At 68.5% G+C, this 15,803-nt stretch carries 17 protein-coding genes; 11 read left to right on the top strand and 6 right to left on the bottom strand.

Going from position 1 to position 15,803, the window contains the following annotated elements:
* The first annotated feature begins 42 nt into the window (after positions 1 to 42).
* The 8 genes from AC3WMR_RS14515 to AC3WMR_RS14480 all read left to right on the top strand — a co-directional run bounded on the left by AC3WMR_RS14515 (position 43) and on the right by AC3WMR_RS14480 (position 7,782).
* On the top strand, positions 43 to 1,017 hold the full coding sequence (locus tag AC3WMR_RS14515; protein WP_492264490.1) for a LysR substrate-binding domain-containing protein: 975 nt from the start codon (positions 43 to 45) through the stop codon (positions 1,015 to 1,017).
* Positions 1,018 to 1,309: 292 nt separating this feature from the next.
* On the top strand, positions 1,310 to 1,861 hold the full coding sequence (locus AC3WMR_RS14510; RefSeq protein ID WP_492264491.1) for a 3-hydroxyanthranilate 3,4-dioxygenase: 552 nt from the start codon (positions 1,310 to 1,312) through the stop codon (positions 1,859 to 1,861).
* 133 nt (positions 1,862 to 1,994) lie between these two features.
* Positions 1,995 to 2,996, top strand: a complete 1,002-nt coding sequence (locus AC3WMR_RS14505; protein WP_492264492.1) for an amidohydrolase family protein — start codon at positions 1,995 to 1,997, stop codon at positions 2,994 to 2,996.
* 54 nt (positions 2,997 to 3,050) lie between these two features.
* Positions 3,051 to 4,226 carry an ABC transporter substrate-binding protein gene (locus AC3WMR_RS14500; RefSeq protein WP_492264493.1) on the top strand — a complete coding sequence of 392 codons (1,176 nt, stop codon included), beginning with the start codon at positions 3,051 to 3,053 and terminating at the stop codon, positions 4,224 to 4,226.
* 54 nt (positions 4,227 to 4,280) lie between these two features.
* Positions 4,281 to 5,201 carry a branched-chain amino acid ABC transporter permease gene (locus tag AC3WMR_RS14495; protein WP_025139484.1) on the top strand — a complete coding sequence of 307 codons (921 nt, stop codon included), beginning with the start codon at positions 4,281 to 4,283 and terminating at the stop codon, positions 5,199 to 5,201.
* Positions 5,202 to 5,213: 12 nt separating this feature from the next.
* Positions 5,214 to 6,200 (top strand): branched-chain amino acid ABC transporter permease, encoded by a 987-nt coding sequence (locus tag AC3WMR_RS14490; RefSeq protein ID WP_492264494.1) that lies wholly within the window; start codon positions 5,214 to 5,216, stop codon positions 6,198 to 6,200.
* Positions 6,197 to 6,988 carry an ABC transporter ATP-binding protein gene (locus tag AC3WMR_RS14485; RefSeq protein WP_492264495.1) on the top strand — a complete coding sequence of 264 codons (792 nt, stop codon included), beginning with the start codon at positions 6,197 to 6,199 and terminating at the stop codon, positions 6,986 to 6,988. Before AC3WMR_RS14490 ends, AC3WMR_RS14485 begins: the two co-directional genes overlap by 4 nt.
* Complete coding sequence (locus tag AC3WMR_RS14480) at positions 6,985 to 7,782, top strand: ABC transporter ATP-binding protein (protein ID WP_492264496.1); 798 nt, start codon at positions 6,985 to 6,987, stop codon at positions 7,780 to 7,782. The genes AC3WMR_RS14485 and AC3WMR_RS14480 overlap by 4 nt, the downstream gene beginning before the upstream one ends.
* A 75-nt stretch (positions 7,783 to 7,857) precedes the next feature.
* On the opposite strand, the gene AC3WMR_RS14475 is transcribed toward AC3WMR_RS14480, so the two are convergent.
* A complete protein-coding gene (locus AC3WMR_RS14475; protein ID WP_492264497.1) occupies positions 7,858 to 9,462 on the bottom strand; it encodes a mannitol dehydrogenase family protein in 1,605 nt (534 codons plus the stop codon).
* Positions 9,463 to 9,695: 233 nt separating this feature from the next.
* Here AC3WMR_RS14475 and AC3WMR_RS14470 point away from each other — a divergent pair, with 233 nt between their 5' ends.
* The 3 genes from AC3WMR_RS14470 to pyrF all read left to right on the top strand — a co-directional run bounded on the left by AC3WMR_RS14470 (position 9,696) and on the right by pyrF (position 12,306).
* A complete protein-coding gene (locus AC3WMR_RS14470; RefSeq protein ID WP_025139479.1) occupies positions 9,696 to 10,094 on the top strand; it encodes a diacylglycerol kinase in 399 nt (132 codons plus the stop codon).
* 68 nt (positions 10,095 to 10,162) lie between these two features.
* Positions 10,163 to 11,479 carry an NAD(P)/FAD-dependent oxidoreductase gene (locus tag AC3WMR_RS14465; protein WP_029954234.1) on the top strand — a complete coding sequence of 439 codons (1,317 nt, stop codon included), beginning with the start codon at positions 10,163 to 10,165 and terminating at the stop codon, positions 11,477 to 11,479.
* Between the two features lie 8 nt (positions 11,480 to 11,487).
* Positions 11,488 to 12,306, top strand: a complete 819-nt coding sequence (gene pyrF, locus AC3WMR_RS14460; protein WP_492264498.1) for an orotidine-5'-phosphate decarboxylase — start codon at positions 11,488 to 11,490, stop codon at positions 12,304 to 12,306.
* A 15-nt stretch (positions 12,307 to 12,321) separates the two neighbouring features.
* Here the strand turns inward: pyrF and AC3WMR_RS14455 are convergent, their stop codons facing one another.
* The 5 genes from AC3WMR_RS14455 to ribH all read right to left on the bottom strand — a co-directional run bounded on the left by AC3WMR_RS14455 (position 12,322) and on the right by ribH (position 15,795).
* Positions 12,322 to 12,888, bottom strand: a complete 567-nt coding sequence (locus AC3WMR_RS14455) for a CinA family protein (protein WP_492264499.1) — start codon at positions 12,886 to 12,888, stop codon at positions 12,322 to 12,324.
* Positions 12,885 to 13,391, bottom strand: coding sequence for a phosphatidylglycerophosphatase A family protein (locus AC3WMR_RS14450; RefSeq protein WP_025139475.1), 507 nt, complete (start codon positions 13,389 to 13,391; stop codon positions 12,885 to 12,887). The genes AC3WMR_RS14455 and AC3WMR_RS14450 overlap by 4 nt, the downstream gene beginning before the upstream one ends.
* Positions 13,392 to 13,542: 151 nt before the next feature.
* Positions 13,543 to 14,586 carry a thiamine-phosphate kinase gene (thiL, locus tag AC3WMR_RS14445; protein WP_492264500.1) on the bottom strand — a complete coding sequence of 348 codons (1,044 nt, stop codon included), beginning with the start codon at positions 14,584 to 14,586 and terminating at the stop codon, positions 13,543 to 13,545.
* A gap of 212 nt (positions 14,587 to 14,798) precedes the next feature.
* Positions 14,799 to 15,296, bottom strand: a complete 498-nt coding sequence (gene nusB / locus AC3WMR_RS14440) for a transcription antitermination factor NusB (protein WP_199165794.1) — start codon at positions 15,294 to 15,296, stop codon at positions 14,799 to 14,801.
* Positions 15,265 to 15,795, bottom strand: coding sequence for a 6,7-dimethyl-8-ribityllumazine synthase (gene ribH, locus AC3WMR_RS14435; protein ID WP_006391339.1), 531 nt, complete (start codon positions 15,793 to 15,795; stop codon positions 15,265 to 15,267). Before ribH ends, nusB begins: the two co-directional genes overlap by 32 nt.
* Between the last annotated feature and the right edge of the window lie 8 nt (positions 15,796 to 15,803).

The following is a 15,803-nucleotide window of genomic DNA, read 5'->3' as shown; positions in this document are numbered from 1 at the left end:
CAGGATCCCCGCCCCCGGCGCGCAGCCGGAGCGGCCGCGCGCATGTCGAACTTCCGCATCACGCCCAACGCGCTCAGCCACAAGCTGAAACTGCACCAGCTGCAGATCTTCGAACGCGTGCTGGCGCGCCGCTCGCTGTCGCGCGCCGCCAGCGAACTGCACCTGACCCAGCCCACCGTCACCAAGGCCATTCACGACCTGGAAGCCTTCTTCGGCGCCACCCTGTTCGAACGTTCCAACCGCGGCGTCACCCCCACCGAACTGGCCCTGGTCCTGGGCCGCCGCGTGCACGCCATGATGGCCGAGATCCGCTACATGGCCGACGACATCGACGCCGTCCTGGGCGGCGCCAGCGGCCACGTCGTCGTCGGCACCCTGATCGCGGCATCCGCCAAGCTGCTGCCCGAAGCCATCGCCCGCCTCATGACCGACCACCCCGGCATCCAGGTCACCGTCCGCGAAGGCCCTTCGGCCCAGCTCCTGCCCGCCCTGGCCACCGGCGACGTCGACATCGTCGTCGGCCGCCTGCCCGGCCCCGACATGGCCTCGATCTCCGGCGTCGCCGTCGACCACCACAAGCTCTACCGCGAAGACCTGTGCCTGGTCGTCGGCGCCCAACACCCTCTGGCCAGCGCCCCCCAGATCGCCCTGTCCGACCTGATCGACCACATCTGGATCCTGCCGGCCCCTACCTCGCCGCTACGCGCCTCGATAGAACGCACCTTCTTCGACGCGGGCCTGCGCCTGCCCGCCCGCCACGTGGAATCGCTCTCGCTACTGACCAACATCGGCATCCTGATGCACAGCGATGCCCTGGCCCTGATCCCCTACGACGCCGCCGCCCAATTCCTCACCATGGGCCTGCTGGCCCGCCTACCCACCACCGTCTTCGGCACCTTCGGCGACGTCGGCTACTCCATCCGCGCCGACCGCCCCCTGACCCCCGCCTGCCAACGCCTGGTGGACTACCTGAAGCAAATCACGGCACAACGCGCCCCAACACCAACAACCGAATAGACACCCCCCCACAACAGCGGGCGAAGCCCGCCACCGCCCCGCCCCCTCGCTTTCCCCCCGCCACGACGCCGCGCGACTTAAGAACCCACCCCACCATCAGCAACCCAATTATCACATTAGCAATCACCAACAACCACATAAGAAATAAAGGAAAGCCACAACAAAACCCCTAAGGGAAACCCCGCGATAGATAACCCGCATATCTGATCACACAATTTCTATTGTCCCCCCACGCCCCCACCCGCCTAGACTCCCATCATCAAAGCAAGCCCAAGCCTCCCCGGAGATCGACATGCCCGCCTACGGCCCGCCCCTGAACTTCCAACGCTGGATCCAGGACCACGCCCACCTGCTCAAGCCCCCCGTCGGCAACCAGCAGATCTGGCAGGACGCCGACTTCATCGTCACCGTCGTCGGCGGTCCCAACCACCGCACCGACTATCACGACGACCCGCTCGAGGAATTCTTCTACCAGGTCCGCGGCAACGCCTGGCTCTCGCTGTGGATCGACGGCAAGCCCGAACGCGTCGACCTCAAGGAAGGCGACATCTTCCTCTTGCCCCCCCACGTGCGCCATTCCCCCCAGCGCCCTGAAACCGACAGCGCCTGCCTGGTCATCGAACGCCAGCGCCCGCAGGGCCTGCTCGACGGCTTCGAGTGGTATTGCCCCCATTGCGGCCACCTGGTGCACCGCGTCGAAGTCCAACTGAAAAGCATCGTCACCGACCTGCCGCCCCTGTTCCAGGGCTTCTACGGCAGCGAACAGAAACGCACCTGCCCCGGCTGCGGCGCCATCCACCCCGGCAAGACGCAAGCCCCGGCCACGCAGCCCGCGCCCGCCTGACCCCGCGCCTTGGTTTGACCCCGGCTGTCTGTTGAACGACAGCTTCTAGCCTGATCCGCGCTTGCCCTCGCCCATCCCGTTGCCCAACCCGCGACGAGCCGCTTTCATCCCACGCCTTTTGCACGCCTTGCCCATGACCCAGAAAATCGACATGCATGCCCACTTCTTTCCGCCGATCACGCGGCAGGAAGCGGCCGCGCTCGACCCCGTCAACGCCCCCTGGCTGCGGCGCGACGGCGATGGCTCGACCGGCCAGATCATGGCCGGCGACCGCCCTTTTCGCCCCGTCGACGCCACCCTGTGGGACCCGGCCCTGCGCGTCGCGCAGATGGACCGCCACGGCGTTGACGTGCAGATCCTGTGCGCCACCCCCGTCATGTTCGGCTACACCTACCCGGCCCAGGCCGCGGCCGACTGGGCCGCCCGCATGAACGACCTGGCGCTGGAACACTGTGCCCACGCCCCCGCCCGCCTGAAGGCCCTGGCCCAGGTGCCGCTGCAAGACCTGGACCTGGCCTGCCGCGAAGCCTCGCGCGCCCGCGCCGCCGGCCACCTGGGCGTGCAGATCGGCAACCACGTCGGCCCGCGCGACCTTGATGACGACACGCTGGTGCAATTCCTGGTGCACTGCGCCCATGACGACATCCCGGTGCTCGTGCACCCCTGGGACATGATGACCGACGGCCGCATGAAGAAATGGATGCTGCCCTGGCTGGTCGCCATGCCCGCCGAAACGCAGCTTGGCATTCTGTCTCTGATCCTGTCCGGCGCCTTCGAGCGCATTCCGCGCAGCCTGAAGCTGTGCTTCGCGCACGGCGGCGGCAGCTTCGCCTTTCTGCTGGGCCGCGTCGACAACGCCTGGCGGCATCGCGACATCATTCGCCAAGACTGCCCGCAACTACCCTCGTCCTACACCGACCGCTTCTACGTCGACAGCGCCGTGTTCGACCCGCGCTCGCTGCGCCTGTTGATCGACGTGATGGGCGAAGACCGCGTGCTGCTGGGGTCCGACTACCCGTACCCGCTGGGCGAACAGGAGGTCGGCAAACTGGTTTCGCATTCCGGCCTGCTGCCGGCCGTGCAGCAAAAGATTCTGTTCGGCAACACCGTGGCGTTCTTCGGCCTGGACCGCTGAACGCCGCATCGCCACCACATGACCGTGAGACACGGCAACGCAAGGGGAATCACCATGAAACGCATCCATCTGCTGGCCGCCCTGGCGGCCCTGGGCCTGGCCCACGGCGCGCCCGCCTCGGCCGACGTCAAGATCGGCCTGCTCACCACCTTGACCGGACCCGGCTCGGTGCTGGGGCAGGATCAACTCGACGGCTTCATGCTGGCCGTGGAACAAGGCGGCGGCAAGCTGGGCGGCGTGCCCGTGCAGGTCATCAAGGAAGACGACCAGTTCAAGCCCGAAGTCGGCGTGCAGGCCGCGCGCAAACTGGTGCAAAGCGACAAGGTGCCGATCATCACCGGCGTGGTGTATTCCAACGTGATGCTGGCCGTGGCGCGGCCCGTCACCAGCGCCGGGGTGTTCCTGGTGGGCTCGAACGCCGGCCCCACCAACCTGGCCGGCAAGGACTGTTCGCCGTTCTTTTTCTCGACCTCGTGGAACAACACCCAGCGCCACGAAGGCAGCGGCGAAATGGCCAACCAGATGGGCTTCAAGAAGGTCTACCTGCTGGCGCCCAACTACCAGGCCGGCAAAGACGCCATGGCCGGCTTGAAGCGTTTCTACCAGGGCCAGGTCGTCAACGAGGTGTTCACCCAGGTCAACCAGCCCGACTACTCCGTGGAGCTGGCCGCCCTGGCCGACGCCAAGCCCGATGCCGCCTATGTGTTCTTTCCTGGCGGCATGGGCGTGAACTTCGTCAAGCAATACCGCCAGGCGGGCCTGTTCGGCAAGATCCCGTTGCTGTCGGTCGACACCATCGACGGCGCGACGCTGCCCGCCTTGGGGCAGGACGCCCTGGGCGCGGTCACCAACGTGCCGTACTCGCCAGACCTGGACAACGCCGCCAACAAAGCCTTTGCCGCCGCGTTCCGGCAGAAATACGGCCGCGAGCCTTCCAGCTACGCCGCCCAATCGTGGGATGCGGCGCAACTGATCGGCTCGGCCCTCAAGCGCACTGGCGGCAAGGTCGACGACAAGGACGCGCTGCGCCGCGCGCTGGAAGCCGCCGACTTCCAATCGGTGCGCGGTGAATTCCGCTACCAGCCCAATCACTTCCCGGTGGCCGGCTTCTTCCGTGCCGACGTGGCGCAGGGCGCGGATGGCAAGGTGGGCTTCGTCAACAAGGGCCCCATCTTTCCCGACCTGTCCAAGGTCTCGGACCAGTACGCCACGCAGTGCGTCATGAAATGAAGCCTTGGCGGCCCGCGCACGCGGGCTGCGAAGACAGATGAGAGGTAAGGCTCCATGTCCGCGACGCTGCTGCTGGTGCAGGCCCTGAACGGCCTGCAACTGGGTATCCTGCTTTTCCTGCTGGCCGCCGGCTTGACGCTGGTGTTCGGCATCATGAACTTCATCAACCTGGCGCACGGCTCGCTGTACATGATGGGCGCCTTCATCGCGGCCACCGTGTTCCGCCACACCGGCTCGTTCCTGCTGGCGGCCGCCGCCGTGGTGGCCGGCATGGCGCTGCTGGGGCTGCTGCTGGACCGCATCGCGCTGGCGCGGCTGTATCCGCGCGAACACCTGGACCAGGTGCTGGCCACCTTCGGCTTCATCCTGTTCTTCAATGAGCTCACGCGCATCATCTGGGGCCCCGCGCCCATCAGCATGGGGCTGCCGTCGTGGCTATCGGGCACCATCGACCTTCTGGGCGTCACGTATCCGCTCTACCGCTTTCTCATCATCGTGGCGGGCCTGGCGGTGGCCGCGGGCTGCTACGTGCTGATCCACCGCACCCGGCTGGGCATGCTGATCCGCGCGGGGTCGACCGACCGCATGATGGTGGGCGCGCTGGGCGTGAACATCGCGCGGCTGAACACGCTGCTGTTCGTGCTGGGCGCGGTGCTGGCCGGCGTGGCGGGGCTGATGGCCGGGCCGATCCTGTCGGCGCAGACCGGCATGGGCGAGCCGATCCTGATCCTGACGCTGGTGGTGATCGTCATCGGCGGCATCGGCTCGGTGCGCGGCGCCTTCCTGGCCGCGCTGATGGTGGGGCTGATCGACACGCTGGGCCGCGCGCTGCTGCCGGCCCTGCTGCGTGCGGCGCTGTCGCCCGCCGCCGCCAACGCGGCCGGTCCGGCGATCGCATCGATGCTGATCTATATCGTCATGGCGCTGGTGCTGGCGATGCGGCCGCAAGGCCTGTTTCCCGTGCGGCACGGATAAGGGGCGCGCAACATGTTCGAACTTTCTGCACGCAAGCTGGCCGCCGGCATCCTGTTGCTGGCCTTGGCCCTGGTGCCGCTGTATGCGCAGTGGCAGGGCGAACCCTTCCTGCTGGCGCTGTTCGGCCGCGTGCTGGTGTACGGCATCGCGGCGCTGGCGCTGAACCTGCTGCTGGGCTATGGCGGCATGGTCAGTTTCGGCCATGCGCTGTACCTGGGCCTGGGTGCCTATGCCGTGGGCGTGCTGAACCACTACGGCATCGACAACGGCTGGCTGCACCTGGCGGCGGCGCTGGGCGCCTGCGCCGTGGTCGGCCTGGTCAGCGGCTACGTCGCGATGCGCACGTCCGGCATCGCCTTCATCATGATCACCCTGGCCTTCGCGCAGATGTTCTATTTCCTGGCGACGGGGCTGGAAGGCTTTGGCGGCGACGACGGCATGCCGCTGTTTTCGGGCAGCGACTTCGGCCTGTTCCGGCTGGATACGCCGCTGGCGCTGTACCTGGCCGCATTTGGCGTGCTGCTGCTCACGCTGGCCGCGCTGCACCGTCTGGTGCACGCACCCTTCGGCATGGCGCTTCGCGGCTGCCAGGCGAACGAGCGGCGCATGCGCGCGCTGGGCTTTGCCACGCTGCGCTACCGGCTGGCGGCCTACGTGATATCGGCCATGGTGTGCGGCGTGGCCGGCGTGCTGCTGGCCAACCTGACGTTGTACGTGTCGCCGTCGTACCTGGCCTGGACGACCTCGGGCGAGCTGATCGTGATGGTGGCGCTGGGCGGCCTGGGCACGTTGTTCGGCCCGGTTGCGGGCGCGCTGGCGTTCCTGCTGCTCGAAGAAGGGCTGAAGCTGCTGACCGACCACTGGATGCTGGTGATGGGTCTGTTCATCGTGGCCGTGGTGCTGGTGTCGCGCCGCGGCCTGTATGGCGGCCTGTCGGACAAGCCCTGGCGCCTGGGCGGCCTGCGGCCCACCCCACGCCCCACCGGAGAACCGCGATGAGCACCCTGCGCGTGGAAAACCTGGTCAAACGCTATGGCGGCCTGACCGTCACCGACGACCTGTCGCTGGACGTGCCCAGCGGGGAACTGCACGCCGTCATCGGCCCCAACGGCGCCGGCAAGACCACGCTGATCGGCCAATTGAGCGGCGAACTGCGGCCGAACGGCGGCCGCGTGCTGCTCGATGGGGTGGACGTGACCCGCATGCCGGTCGACAAGCGCGTGCGCCACGGCCTGGCGCGCTCGTACCAGATCACTTCCGTGTTCAAGCCCTTTACCGCGCTGGAAAACGTCATCATGGCGGTGCAGGCGCGGCGCGGCCACAGCTTTCGCTTCTGGCGGCCGGTGCTGGCCACGCCCGCGCTGCGCGATCCGGCGCACCAGGCGCTGGAACTGGCCGGGCTGGCGGCCCGTGCCAACACCCCGGCCGGCGAATTGGCGCATGGCGAACTGCGCCAGCTGGAGCTGGCCATGGTGCTGGCGTGCCAGCCCACCCTGCTGCTGCTGGACGAGCCCATGGCGGGCATGAGCCAGCACGAATCCGAGGCCATGACGCGGCTGCTGCAACGGCTGCGCGGGCAGTACACCATCCTGCTGGTGGAACACGATATGCAAGCCGTCTTTGCCCTGTCCGACCGCATCACGGTGCTGGTGTATGGCCGCGCCCTGGCCTGCGGCAGCGCCGACGACATCCGCCAGAACCCCCAGGTGCGCGAATGCTACCTGGGCAGCGAACGGGGCCATGCCGGGCGCCGCGCGCCAGGCGTCCTGGCGGGAGCGACGGCATGAACCAGACTGCAAACCACACCCTGAGCGCCACCGTGGAAAGCGCCCGGCATGCCGGGGCGCCTCTCGCCGGCGCGACCACGACCGCCAAGGCGCTGCTGTCGCTGCGCGGCGTCACCGCGCACTACGGCGCCAGCCAGGCGCTGTTCGGCATCGACCTGGACATCGGGCCGGGCGAATTCGTGACGCTGCTCGGGCGCAACGGCATGGGCAAGTCCACCACCGTCAAAGCCATCATGGGCCTGAACCGCGCCAGCCGCGGCGCCATCGCGTTCGACGGCCGCGACATCACGCCGTTGCCCTCGTACAAGGTGGCGCAGTGCGGCATCGGCCTGGTACCCGAAGGCCGCCACGTGTTTCCCAATCTGTCGGTGCGCGAGAACCTGATCGCCACTGCCCACAACCGCCAGGGCCTGGCAGCCCCCTGGACGCTGGACCGGGTCTACGGCCTGTTCCCGAGGCTGGGCGAACGCGCGCGCCACCTGGGCAGCCACCTGTCGGGCGGCGAACAGCAGATGCTGGCCATCGGCCGGGCGCTGCTCACCAACCCGCGCCTCTTGATCCTGGATGAGGCCACCGAAGGGCTGGCGCCGGTGGTGCGCGAAGAAATCTGGCAAGCGCTGGAAAGCCTGAAGCGCACGGGCCTGGCGGTGCTGTGCATCGACAAGAATCTTGAGCCGCTGCTGGCCACGGCCGACCGCCACGCCATCGTGGAAAAGGGCCGCGTGGCCTGGACGGGCACGTCGCAGGCCTTCATCGACGACGAGCCTCGATTGCTGCAATACCTGGGCGTGTAGCGACCAGGGCCGGGATGCCCCACAGCACATCGGGCGCCCGCAAGCGCCCGATGGTTCGCACCGACGACCCGCTGTTTACGCGCCGACGCCTGCCGGCTCGCGCACAGACGCCGCCGCCGCGGCCTCGCCTTCGTCCGCGATCGGCGCCGCGGCTTGCGGCTCACGCGCGACTTCCTGCAAGGCATGCAGCACGCCGTGCTCGCGCAACGTTTCCAGCTGCGCGGCCAGCGCGGCGATGAACACCGGTTTCTTGCCCAGGTCGCCAAACACGGGCCGATAACCCGCCAGCACCATGGCGCGGCGAAGCGCGGCCTGGTTGGGCGCTGCCGCGCGCGCCGCCACGTCGGCCCGTGCCAGCAGCTTGGCCAGCGGCGCGGCCAGCGGGTCCTGGATGGGATGGCGTGCGCCCGTTTCGTCCACGCCGCGCAGATAGTGCAGCCAGGCGGCCACCGCCAACACCAGCCGGCGGATGTCGTCGCCGCCGCGCAGGCGTTCGCGGATGGTCGCCAGCAAGCGTTGCGGCAGCTTCTGCGAGCCATCCATGGCGACCTGCCGCGTCAGTTGCGGCAGTTCAGGGTTGACCACGCGACCCAGGAAGCGGTGGCGATAGCCCTCCAGCCCCACATCCGGAATGCCCTTGAGTGTCGGCGCGATCTCGCAGCGCATCATGTCATCCACAAAGCCGCGCAAGGCAGGCACAGCCGCCGCCTCGCCGATCGTGGCGATGCCCAGCAAGCCGCCCAGGTAGGCCAACGCCGAATGCGGGCCGTTGACCATGCGCAGCTTCAGGCGCTCGTATGGGGCGGCGTTGGTCACGAAGGTTGCGCCCGCCACTTCCCAGGCAGGGCGGCCAGCGGCGAACTTGTCTTCGATCACCCAATTCAGGTAGGGCTCCCCCACCACCGGCCAGGCATCTTCCACGCCCAGCCGCTGCGCGATGCGCACGCGGTCTTCGTCGCGGGTGGCCGGCACGATGCGGTCGACCATGGAATTGGGAAAGGTGCAGTGCTTGTCGATCCAGCCGGTCAGCGCCGCGTCGATGCGCAGCGCAAAGGCCAGCACCAGGCTGCGCAGGGTGTCGCCGTTGGCCTGCAGGTTGTCGCAGGACAGCAGCGTCAGCGGCGGCAGACCGCGTTCGCGCCGCAGCGCCAGGCCATAGACCAGGAGGCCGATCGCGCTGCGCGGCCGGATCGGATTGTCCAGGTCGTGCAGGATGTCCGGATCGTCCCAGCGCAGGTGGCCCGTGGCCGGCTCGTGGCTGTAGCCTTTCTCGGTGATCGTCAGGCTGACGATGCGGGTCTGCGGATACGCGATGCGTTCAAGCACCGCATTGGGGTCTTCTTCAGCCACCATCACGCGCTGCACGGCCCCCACCACGCGCAGTTGTTCGCGCGGCTCGCCGCCCGGCGCGGCGTCGCGCAGCGCCAGTGTGTACAGGCCGTCCTGCGGCGTCAGTGCATCGCGCGTGGCGGCGCTGCGCAGCGACACGCCCAGGATGCCCCAGGACAGGTCCTGCGTGGCAGCCATGGCCAGGTCGGTGGCCACCGCCTGGTGCGCACGGTGAAATGCCCCCAGCCCCAGATGCACGATGCCCGGCGTGAGCCGACTGCGGTCATAGGGGGGCTTCTCCACGTCCGCGGGCAGACGCGTCAACGACTCCGTATTCAAACGTTCGAGCATGGATTGCAGTGCCAAAAGGTCGCCGTCGTGCGTCTGCCGAAAGGCCTGCAGCCAGGCGCGTGGGTGGGAATTCGCGCCAGCGTATCGTATGGCCGCGGCGAAGGCAAAACGTAACGTAGTATTACGTTAAAACGCGTTCCATGACGGTCGCATCGGCAAGACGGCAAGTCCAAACCACGGCGGCAACCCATATCTGGTAAAAAGCCGCCACACCCGGCCTTATTACGCACCTCATGTCCACGAATCCGCACCACTCGCCCTACAAGAGCACTGGCGGCCTGCGCCGCATCCTGAACGCGCTGCGCTATTCGCTGCAGGGCCTGAAGGCCGCCATCAAGTACGAGGCGGCGTTTCGCCAGGAACTGGCGCTGGCCGTGCTGCTCATCCCCGCCGCGTTCTTCCTGGGGCGCACCACCGTCGAAGTCTTCTTCCTGATCGGCACCGTGATCCTGGTGCTGGCGGTGGAACTGCTCAATTCGGCGGTCGAGGCGCTGGCCGACGCGCTGTCGGTCGACACCCACCCGCTGCTGGGCCGCGCCAAGGACCTGGGCAGCGCCGCCGTCATGCTGTTGCTGCTGTTCACGGTGGCCGTGTGGGTCGGCGTGGCCGTGAGCCGGTTCGTCATGCACTGAAAGTCGGACGCCGGCTTGCCCGCCCCGGCCCCCGCGCCCGTAACGGCGCATCTATACTGGGAGCCATGATGCCCAACACCAAGCCCGCTTCTCCGGAACGCATTGTCATCGTCGGCGGGGGTGCCGGCGGCCTCGAACTTGCCGCCAAGCTCGGCCGCATCCACGGCCGCCAGCACATCACCCTGGTCGACAGCCGCCCGTTCCACATCTGGAAGCCGTCGCTGCATGAAGCGGCGGCCGGCACGCTCGATATCCACCAGGAAGGCCTGTCCTACCTGATGCTGGCGCACATGAACGGCTTTTCGTTCGCGCAGGGCCGGCTGGTCGGCGTCAACCGCGAGCGCCGCCTGGTCACCGTAGACCCGGTCTCCGATTCCCAAGGCCAGGAAGTCCTGCCGCGCCGCGAACTCGCGTACGACACCCTGGTACTGGCGCTGGGCAGCACGTCCAACTTCTTCAACACCCCCGGCGCGGCCGACCACGCCGTGACGCTGGACACCACCGAAAACGCCGAACAGTTCCGCCTGACCATGCTCAAGGCCATGGCGCTGGTCGACCAGGCCAAGGTGCGCGACCCGTCCGCCCGCCTGGATCTCGTCATCGTCGGCGGCGGCGCCACCGGCGTCGAGCTGGCGGTCGAACTCACCGAAGCCAGCCACGTCGTCAGCGCCTACGGCCTGCCGAACTTCCGCGCCGAACGCGACCTGGCCATCACGCTGGTCGAAGGCGCGCCGCGCATCCTGTCGGCGCTACCCGAAAAGATCTCCACCGCCGCCACCACCCGCCTGACCGAACTCGGCATCCGCGTCGAAACCGCCTGCCGCGTGTCCGAAGTCACCGCCGATTCGGTCAAGACCGCCGACGGCCGCACCTTCCCCGCCCAGCTCTGCATGTGGGCGGCGGGCATCAAGGGCCCGGCGCTGTTGGCCGACCTGGACCTGCCGCTGAACAAGCTGGGCCAGGTCGAAGTGAACGAACGCCTGGAAACCGCCGACCCGCACATCCTGGCGCTGGGCGACTGCTGCGCCGCGCCCTGGCGCGACGGGCGCACGGTGCCCGCCCGCGCCCAGGCCGCCCACCAGCAGGCCGACTACCTGGCCAAGAAAATCACCGCCCGCCTGCGCGGCACGGCCGAACCCACCAAGCCTTACGTCTACGAAGACCACGGCTCGCTGGTGTCGCTGGGCCAGGACGCCGGCGTGGGCAGCCTGATGGGCAAGCTGGCCGGACGGGGCCTCTTCGTAAGCGGTACACTGGCGCGCCTGATGTACATGAGCCTGCACCTGATGCACCACAAAGCGGTGCTGGGCATCTCGCGCACCGCCTCCCTGGCCCTGGCCCGCCTGCTCATGCGGCGCACGCGTCCCCGGGTCAAACTGCACTGAACTCCCCCATGAATTTCCTCCAAAGACTCGAACACGCCTGGACCTCCCGCAACTCGCTGCTGCAAGTCGGGCTCGACCCCGATCCGCAGCGCTTTCCGCGCGAATTGCAGGACAAGCCCGACGCGATCTTCCAGTTCTGCCGCGACATCGTCGACGCCACCGCGCCCTACGCCTGCAGCTTCAAGCCCCAGATTGCCTACTTCGCCGCCCACCGCGCCGAAGACCAGCTCGAAGCCCTGTGCCAACACATCCGCGACAATCACCCCGACCTGCCCATCGTGCTGGACGCCAAGCGCGGCGACATCGGCTCCACCGCCGAAAACTACGCCCGCGAAGCCTACGAGCGCTACCAGGCGCACGCCCTGACCGTCAGCCCGTACATGGGCCTGGACTCGGTCGAGCCCTACCTGGCCTGGCGCGACCGTGGCGTGATCGTGCTGTGCCGCACGTCCAACCCTGGCGGCTCCGACCTGCAATTCCTGAAAATGGATAACGGCGAACCGCTGTATCTGCACGTGGCGGGGCTGGTGGCCGACAAATGGAATGCCAACGGCCAATGCGGCCTGGTGGTGGGCGCGACCTTCCCGAACGAGCTGGCCGCGGTGCGCCAGCGCATCGGCGACGCGGTGCCGCTGCTGGTGCCGGGCATCGGCGCCCAGGGCGGTGACATCACCGCCACGGTCAACGCCGGCGCCAACGCCGCGCGCAGCGGCATGATGATCAACTCGTCGCGCGCCATCATCTACGCCAGCGGCGGCGACGACTGGCGCGACGCCGCCGGCCAGGCCGCCCGCGGCCTGCGCGACGCGATCAACGCGGTACGTTGATCGGCGCGGTGCGGCTCAGCGCCGGTTGACCGGCGCGCCCAGCAATTCCAGAACGCCGCGCAGCGCAAATTCCACGGCCGCCTGGCGCACCTGCGCCCGGTCGCCGGGAAACACATGGGTCACCGCGCGGCTGCTGATGCCATCGCCCACCCGCATGGCAAAGCCAAAGCACACCATGCCCACCGGCTTGCCCGGCGTGGCTCCGCCCGGGCCGGCGATGCCGGTGGTGGACACCGCCACCTGCGCGGCCGGCGCCGCCAGCAGCACGCCATTGGCCATTTCCAGCGCCACCGGTTCGCTGACCGCGCCGAAGTGATGCAAGGCATCGGGCGACACGTCCAGCTCGGCCACCTTGGCCTCGTTGCTGTAGGTGATGAAGCCGCGGTCGAACCATTCGCTGGATCCCGCCACCGCCGTCACCGCGCCCGCCAGCAGGCCGCCGGTGCAGGACTCGGCCGTCCCCAGGACCAGGCCCTGGCGCCGCAGCGTGTCGCCCACCCGCTCGGCCAGGCCCAGCGCGGTGGCTTGCGCCAGTTGTTCGGCAGACAGATTGGACCGCGTGCTTTCGTATTGCTGGTTCATCCCAAGACTCCTGTGCGCACGACCAACGCCATGATCAGCAAGGCGTATCCGGCCGCGACGATATCGTCCCACATTACCCCAAAGCCGCCCTTGAGGCGGGCGTCGAAGAACTTGATGGGCGGCGGCTTGACGATGTCGAACGTGCGAAACAGCACGAACGCCAAGGCCTGCGACAACAGGCCGGCCGGCGTCAGCCACAGCACCAGCCAGAAGGCCACCATCTCGTCCCAAACCATTCCGACATGATCGGGCTGCTGGAGTTCGCGGCCGACCCGATCGCAGGCCCAGCAGCCGTACAGGAAGGCCAGCGCCAGGAAGATGCCGATGGCCAGGTCGGACGCGGCGGGCGCGGCCGCCACCCAGATGGCCCAGGCCAGCAACGTGCCCCAGGTGCCCGACGCGGGACGCACCAGGCCGCTGCCCAGGCCAAAGGCGATCAACCGGCCCGGATCGCGGCAGACCCAGGCCAGGGACGGGTACACGGCGCGCGAGCGTTCGCGCATGGAAGGGGAACGGGGGGAGGAAGACGGCATGGGTAGGTTTTGGCGGTTGCGGGGAAGGGATGGCGGGATGGGGTCGCTGGGACGGAGCCCGGATAGCAAACGGTATTGCACAGCGGCATTGCGCCGGCAAGTCAGGCGGTCAAGCCCTTGGTCATGCCCCTGGGAAGTGATCGAACCCCGCGGGTAACTGTGCCAGCGGCTGGCCGGTGGCGTCCAGCACCACCAGGCGGGGCCGCGCCACGCCCGGCATCGCGAACGCGTCGCCGGCACGCGTGACGGGGCAGGCCTGCATCGCGTCCTGGACCGGCTCGTGCGCCACGATGCCGCCCACCCGGGTCACCCGCGCCCCGACCGTCCGCGCGGCCGCCTGCACGGCGTCGCGGCGGCCTGCCGGCGCGGTGAAGCAAAGCTGGTAGACGTCGCCGCCGCCCAGCACCGCCCGGCGCAGCGCATCTGCCGGCAACCCGGCCAGCGCGGCGGCGGCCGGCAGGCGGTCTTCATGCAGCACCGCGCCCACCCGGCTGGCAGCCAGGATGTGGCCCAGGTCCTGCAACAGGCCGTCGGAAATATCGATGGCGGCGTGCGCGATGCCACGCAGCGCCAGGCCCAGCGGCACCTGCGGTTCGGGCCACTCCAGCGCCCCACGAGTGGCGGCCAGGCGCTCGGCGTCGGCCGGGTATTGGCCATCCAGCAGCCGGTAGGCCACATCGGCCGCACCCAGTTCGCCGGACACCCAGATATCGTCACCCGCGCGGGCACCGTCACGGCGCAGCGCGGCGTTCGCGGGCACGGCGCCGAACACGGTCACGCTGATCGCCAGGTCGTGCGCGCTGCGCGTGGTATCGCCGCCAATCAGCGGGCAGCCGTGGGCGGCGGCCAACCCATGGAAGCCCTCGGCGAAGGCGGCCAGCCACGGCTCGTCCAGCCTGGGCAGCGCCAGCCCCAGCACGCAGCCGATGGGGCGCGCACCCATGGCGGCCAGATCGGACAGATTCACGGCCAGGGCCTTGTGTCCCAAGGCTTTCGGGTCGACGTCGGGAAAGAAATGCCGGCCTTCCAGCAGCAGATCCGTGCTGGTGGCCACCTGCTCGCCCGTCGGCACGGGAAACAGCGCGCAGTCGTCGCCGACACCGAGCAGGCCCGCCGGGGCAGTGCGCGTGAAATAGCGCGCGATCAGGTCGAATTCGGACGCCACGGCAACTCCGCAGTCCGGCGCAGCGCCGGTATTGACTCCCAAACCGGAGCCACGTTCCAAAAGGAGGACCGCTCCAGCGAGGGACGGGAAGCGCGATTCCAAGATGCACGCCGCCAAAAAACAGGCCTCCCCAGACCCGGGCCGCGCGGATCCGGGCTCCGCCGGTCCGCTGCGGCGCCCCCTGGGGGGAAGCCCGCAGCGCTTCGGGGGGGTCACCTTTTGGCCTGGACCTCGTGCGCACGCACGTCGGCAGCCAACTTGTCGAGCACGCCGTTGACGAACTTGAAGCCATCGGTGCCGCCGAACGACTTGGCGAGCTCCACGGCTTCGTTGATGGCAACCTTGTATGGCACTTCGACGTGATGAATCAGTTCGAAGCTGCCGATCAGCAGGATGCCGTGTTCGACGGGCGACAACTCGGCCAGCGGGCGGTCGACGTAGGGCGTGAACCGCTCGCGCAGCGTGGGCGCTTCGCGCAGGACACCGTGCAGCAAGGTCTTGAACCACTGGGCGTCGGCCTCGGAAAAATCCTCGGTGTCGCGCAGATGGGCGTCGATCTCGCCGGCGTCCTGCGTGCCCTGGCCACCGCGCAGCAGCCACGCGTACACGCCCTGCAACGCGAATTCGCGTGCACGGCGGCGTGCGCTGCGCGCATTGGCGCGGGCTTGCGCCGCGCTATCAGCGCTGGTCGTCGTCTTCTTCGTCGTCAAAATCTTCGTCCTCGTCTTCGTCGTCTTCGTCTTCTTCCTCGGGCTCCAGTGCCGCGACCAGGTTGGCCATTTCAACGGCCACCTGCGCGCAGTCGCGGCCCTTGCCGGCGGCGCGGGCTTGCGCCTGCTCGTCGGTGTCCACGGTCAGCACGCCGTTTGCGACCGGAATGCCGGTTTCGAGGGAGATGCGGGTGATTGCAGTGGCCATTTCATTGCTGACCACTTCAAAGTGATAGGTTTCGCCGCGGATGACGGCGCCCAGCGCGATCAGGGCGTCGAATTCGAACGTTTCGGCCATGTGCGACAGGGCCACGCCCAGTTCCAGCGCGCCGGGCACGGTGGCGACCATCACGTCGCGCTCGTCCACGCCCAGTTCGGCCAGTTCCTTCAGGCACGCTTCGAGTTCGGCCTGGCCGATTTCTTCATTGAAGCGGGCGCGTACGATGCCGATGTGCAGCCCTTCGCCGTTCAGGTCGGGGGTAAGGATGTAAGGGTTCATGTGTCGGC

The sequence above is a fragment of the Achromobacter sp. FW305-C-28 genome (assembly GCF_058783235.1).
Note: the sequence above shows the minus strand (reverse complement) of the source record. Positions and strands in the feature narration are given on the sequence as shown.

Excerpts from the sequence above, each read along its gene's own strand:
- ribH (WP_006391339.1), bottom strand. The coding sequence starts at position 15,795 with ATGAACCCTTACATCCTTACCCCCGACCTGAACGGCGAAGGGCTGCAC.
- AC3WMR_RS14475 (WP_492264497.1), bottom strand. The coding sequence starts at position 9,462 with ATGCTCGAACGTTTGAATACGGAGTCGTTGACGCGTCTGCCCGCGGAC.
- AC3WMR_RS14495 (WP_025139484.1), top strand. The coding sequence starts at position 4,281 with ATGTCCGCGACGCTGCTGCTGGTGCAGGCCCTGAACGGCCTGCAACTG.
- AC3WMR_RS14455 (WP_492264499.1), bottom strand. The coding sequence starts at position 12,888 with ATGAACCAGCAATACGAAAGCACGCGGTCCAATCTGTCTGCCGAACAA.
- AC3WMR_RS14480 (WP_492264496.1), top strand. The coding sequence starts at position 6,985 with ATGAACCAGACTGCAAACCACACCCTGAGCGCCACCGTGGAAAGCGCC.
- AC3WMR_RS14515 (WP_492264490.1), top strand. The coding sequence starts at position 43 with ATGTCGAACTTCCGCATCACGCCCAACGCGCTCAGCCACAAGCTGAAA.
- AC3WMR_RS14450 (WP_025139475.1), bottom strand. The coding sequence starts at position 13,391 with ATGCGCGAACGCTCGCGCGCCGTGTACCCGTCCCTGGCCTGGGTCTGC.
- AC3WMR_RS14485 (WP_492264495.1), top strand. The coding sequence starts at position 6,197 with ATGAGCACCCTGCGCGTGGAAAACCTGGTCAAACGCTATGGCGGCCTG.
- AC3WMR_RS14500 (WP_492264493.1), top strand. The coding sequence starts at position 3,051 with ATGAAACGCATCCATCTGCTGGCCGCCCTGGCGGCCCTGGGCCTGGCC.
- AC3WMR_RS14510 (WP_492264491.1), top strand. The coding sequence starts at position 1,310 with ATGCCCGCCTACGGCCCGCCCCTGAACTTCCAACGCTGGATCCAGGAC.
- pyrF (WP_492264498.1), top strand. The coding sequence starts at position 11,488 with ATGAATTTCCTCCAAAGACTCGAACACGCCTGGACCTCCCGCAACTCG.
- AC3WMR_RS14490 (WP_492264494.1), top strand. The coding sequence starts at position 5,214 with ATGTTCGAACTTTCTGCACGCAAGCTGGCCGCCGGCATCCTGTTGCTG.
- AC3WMR_RS14505 (WP_492264492.1), top strand. The coding sequence starts at position 1,995 with ATGACCCAGAAAATCGACATGCATGCCCACTTCTTTCCGCCGATCACG.
- AC3WMR_RS14465 (WP_029954234.1), top strand. The coding sequence starts at position 10,163 with ATGCCCAACACCAAGCCCGCTTCTCCGGAACGCATTGTCATCGTCGGC.
- AC3WMR_RS14470 (WP_025139479.1), top strand. The coding sequence starts at position 9,696 with ATGTCCACGAATCCGCACCACTCGCCCTACAAGAGCACTGGCGGCCTG.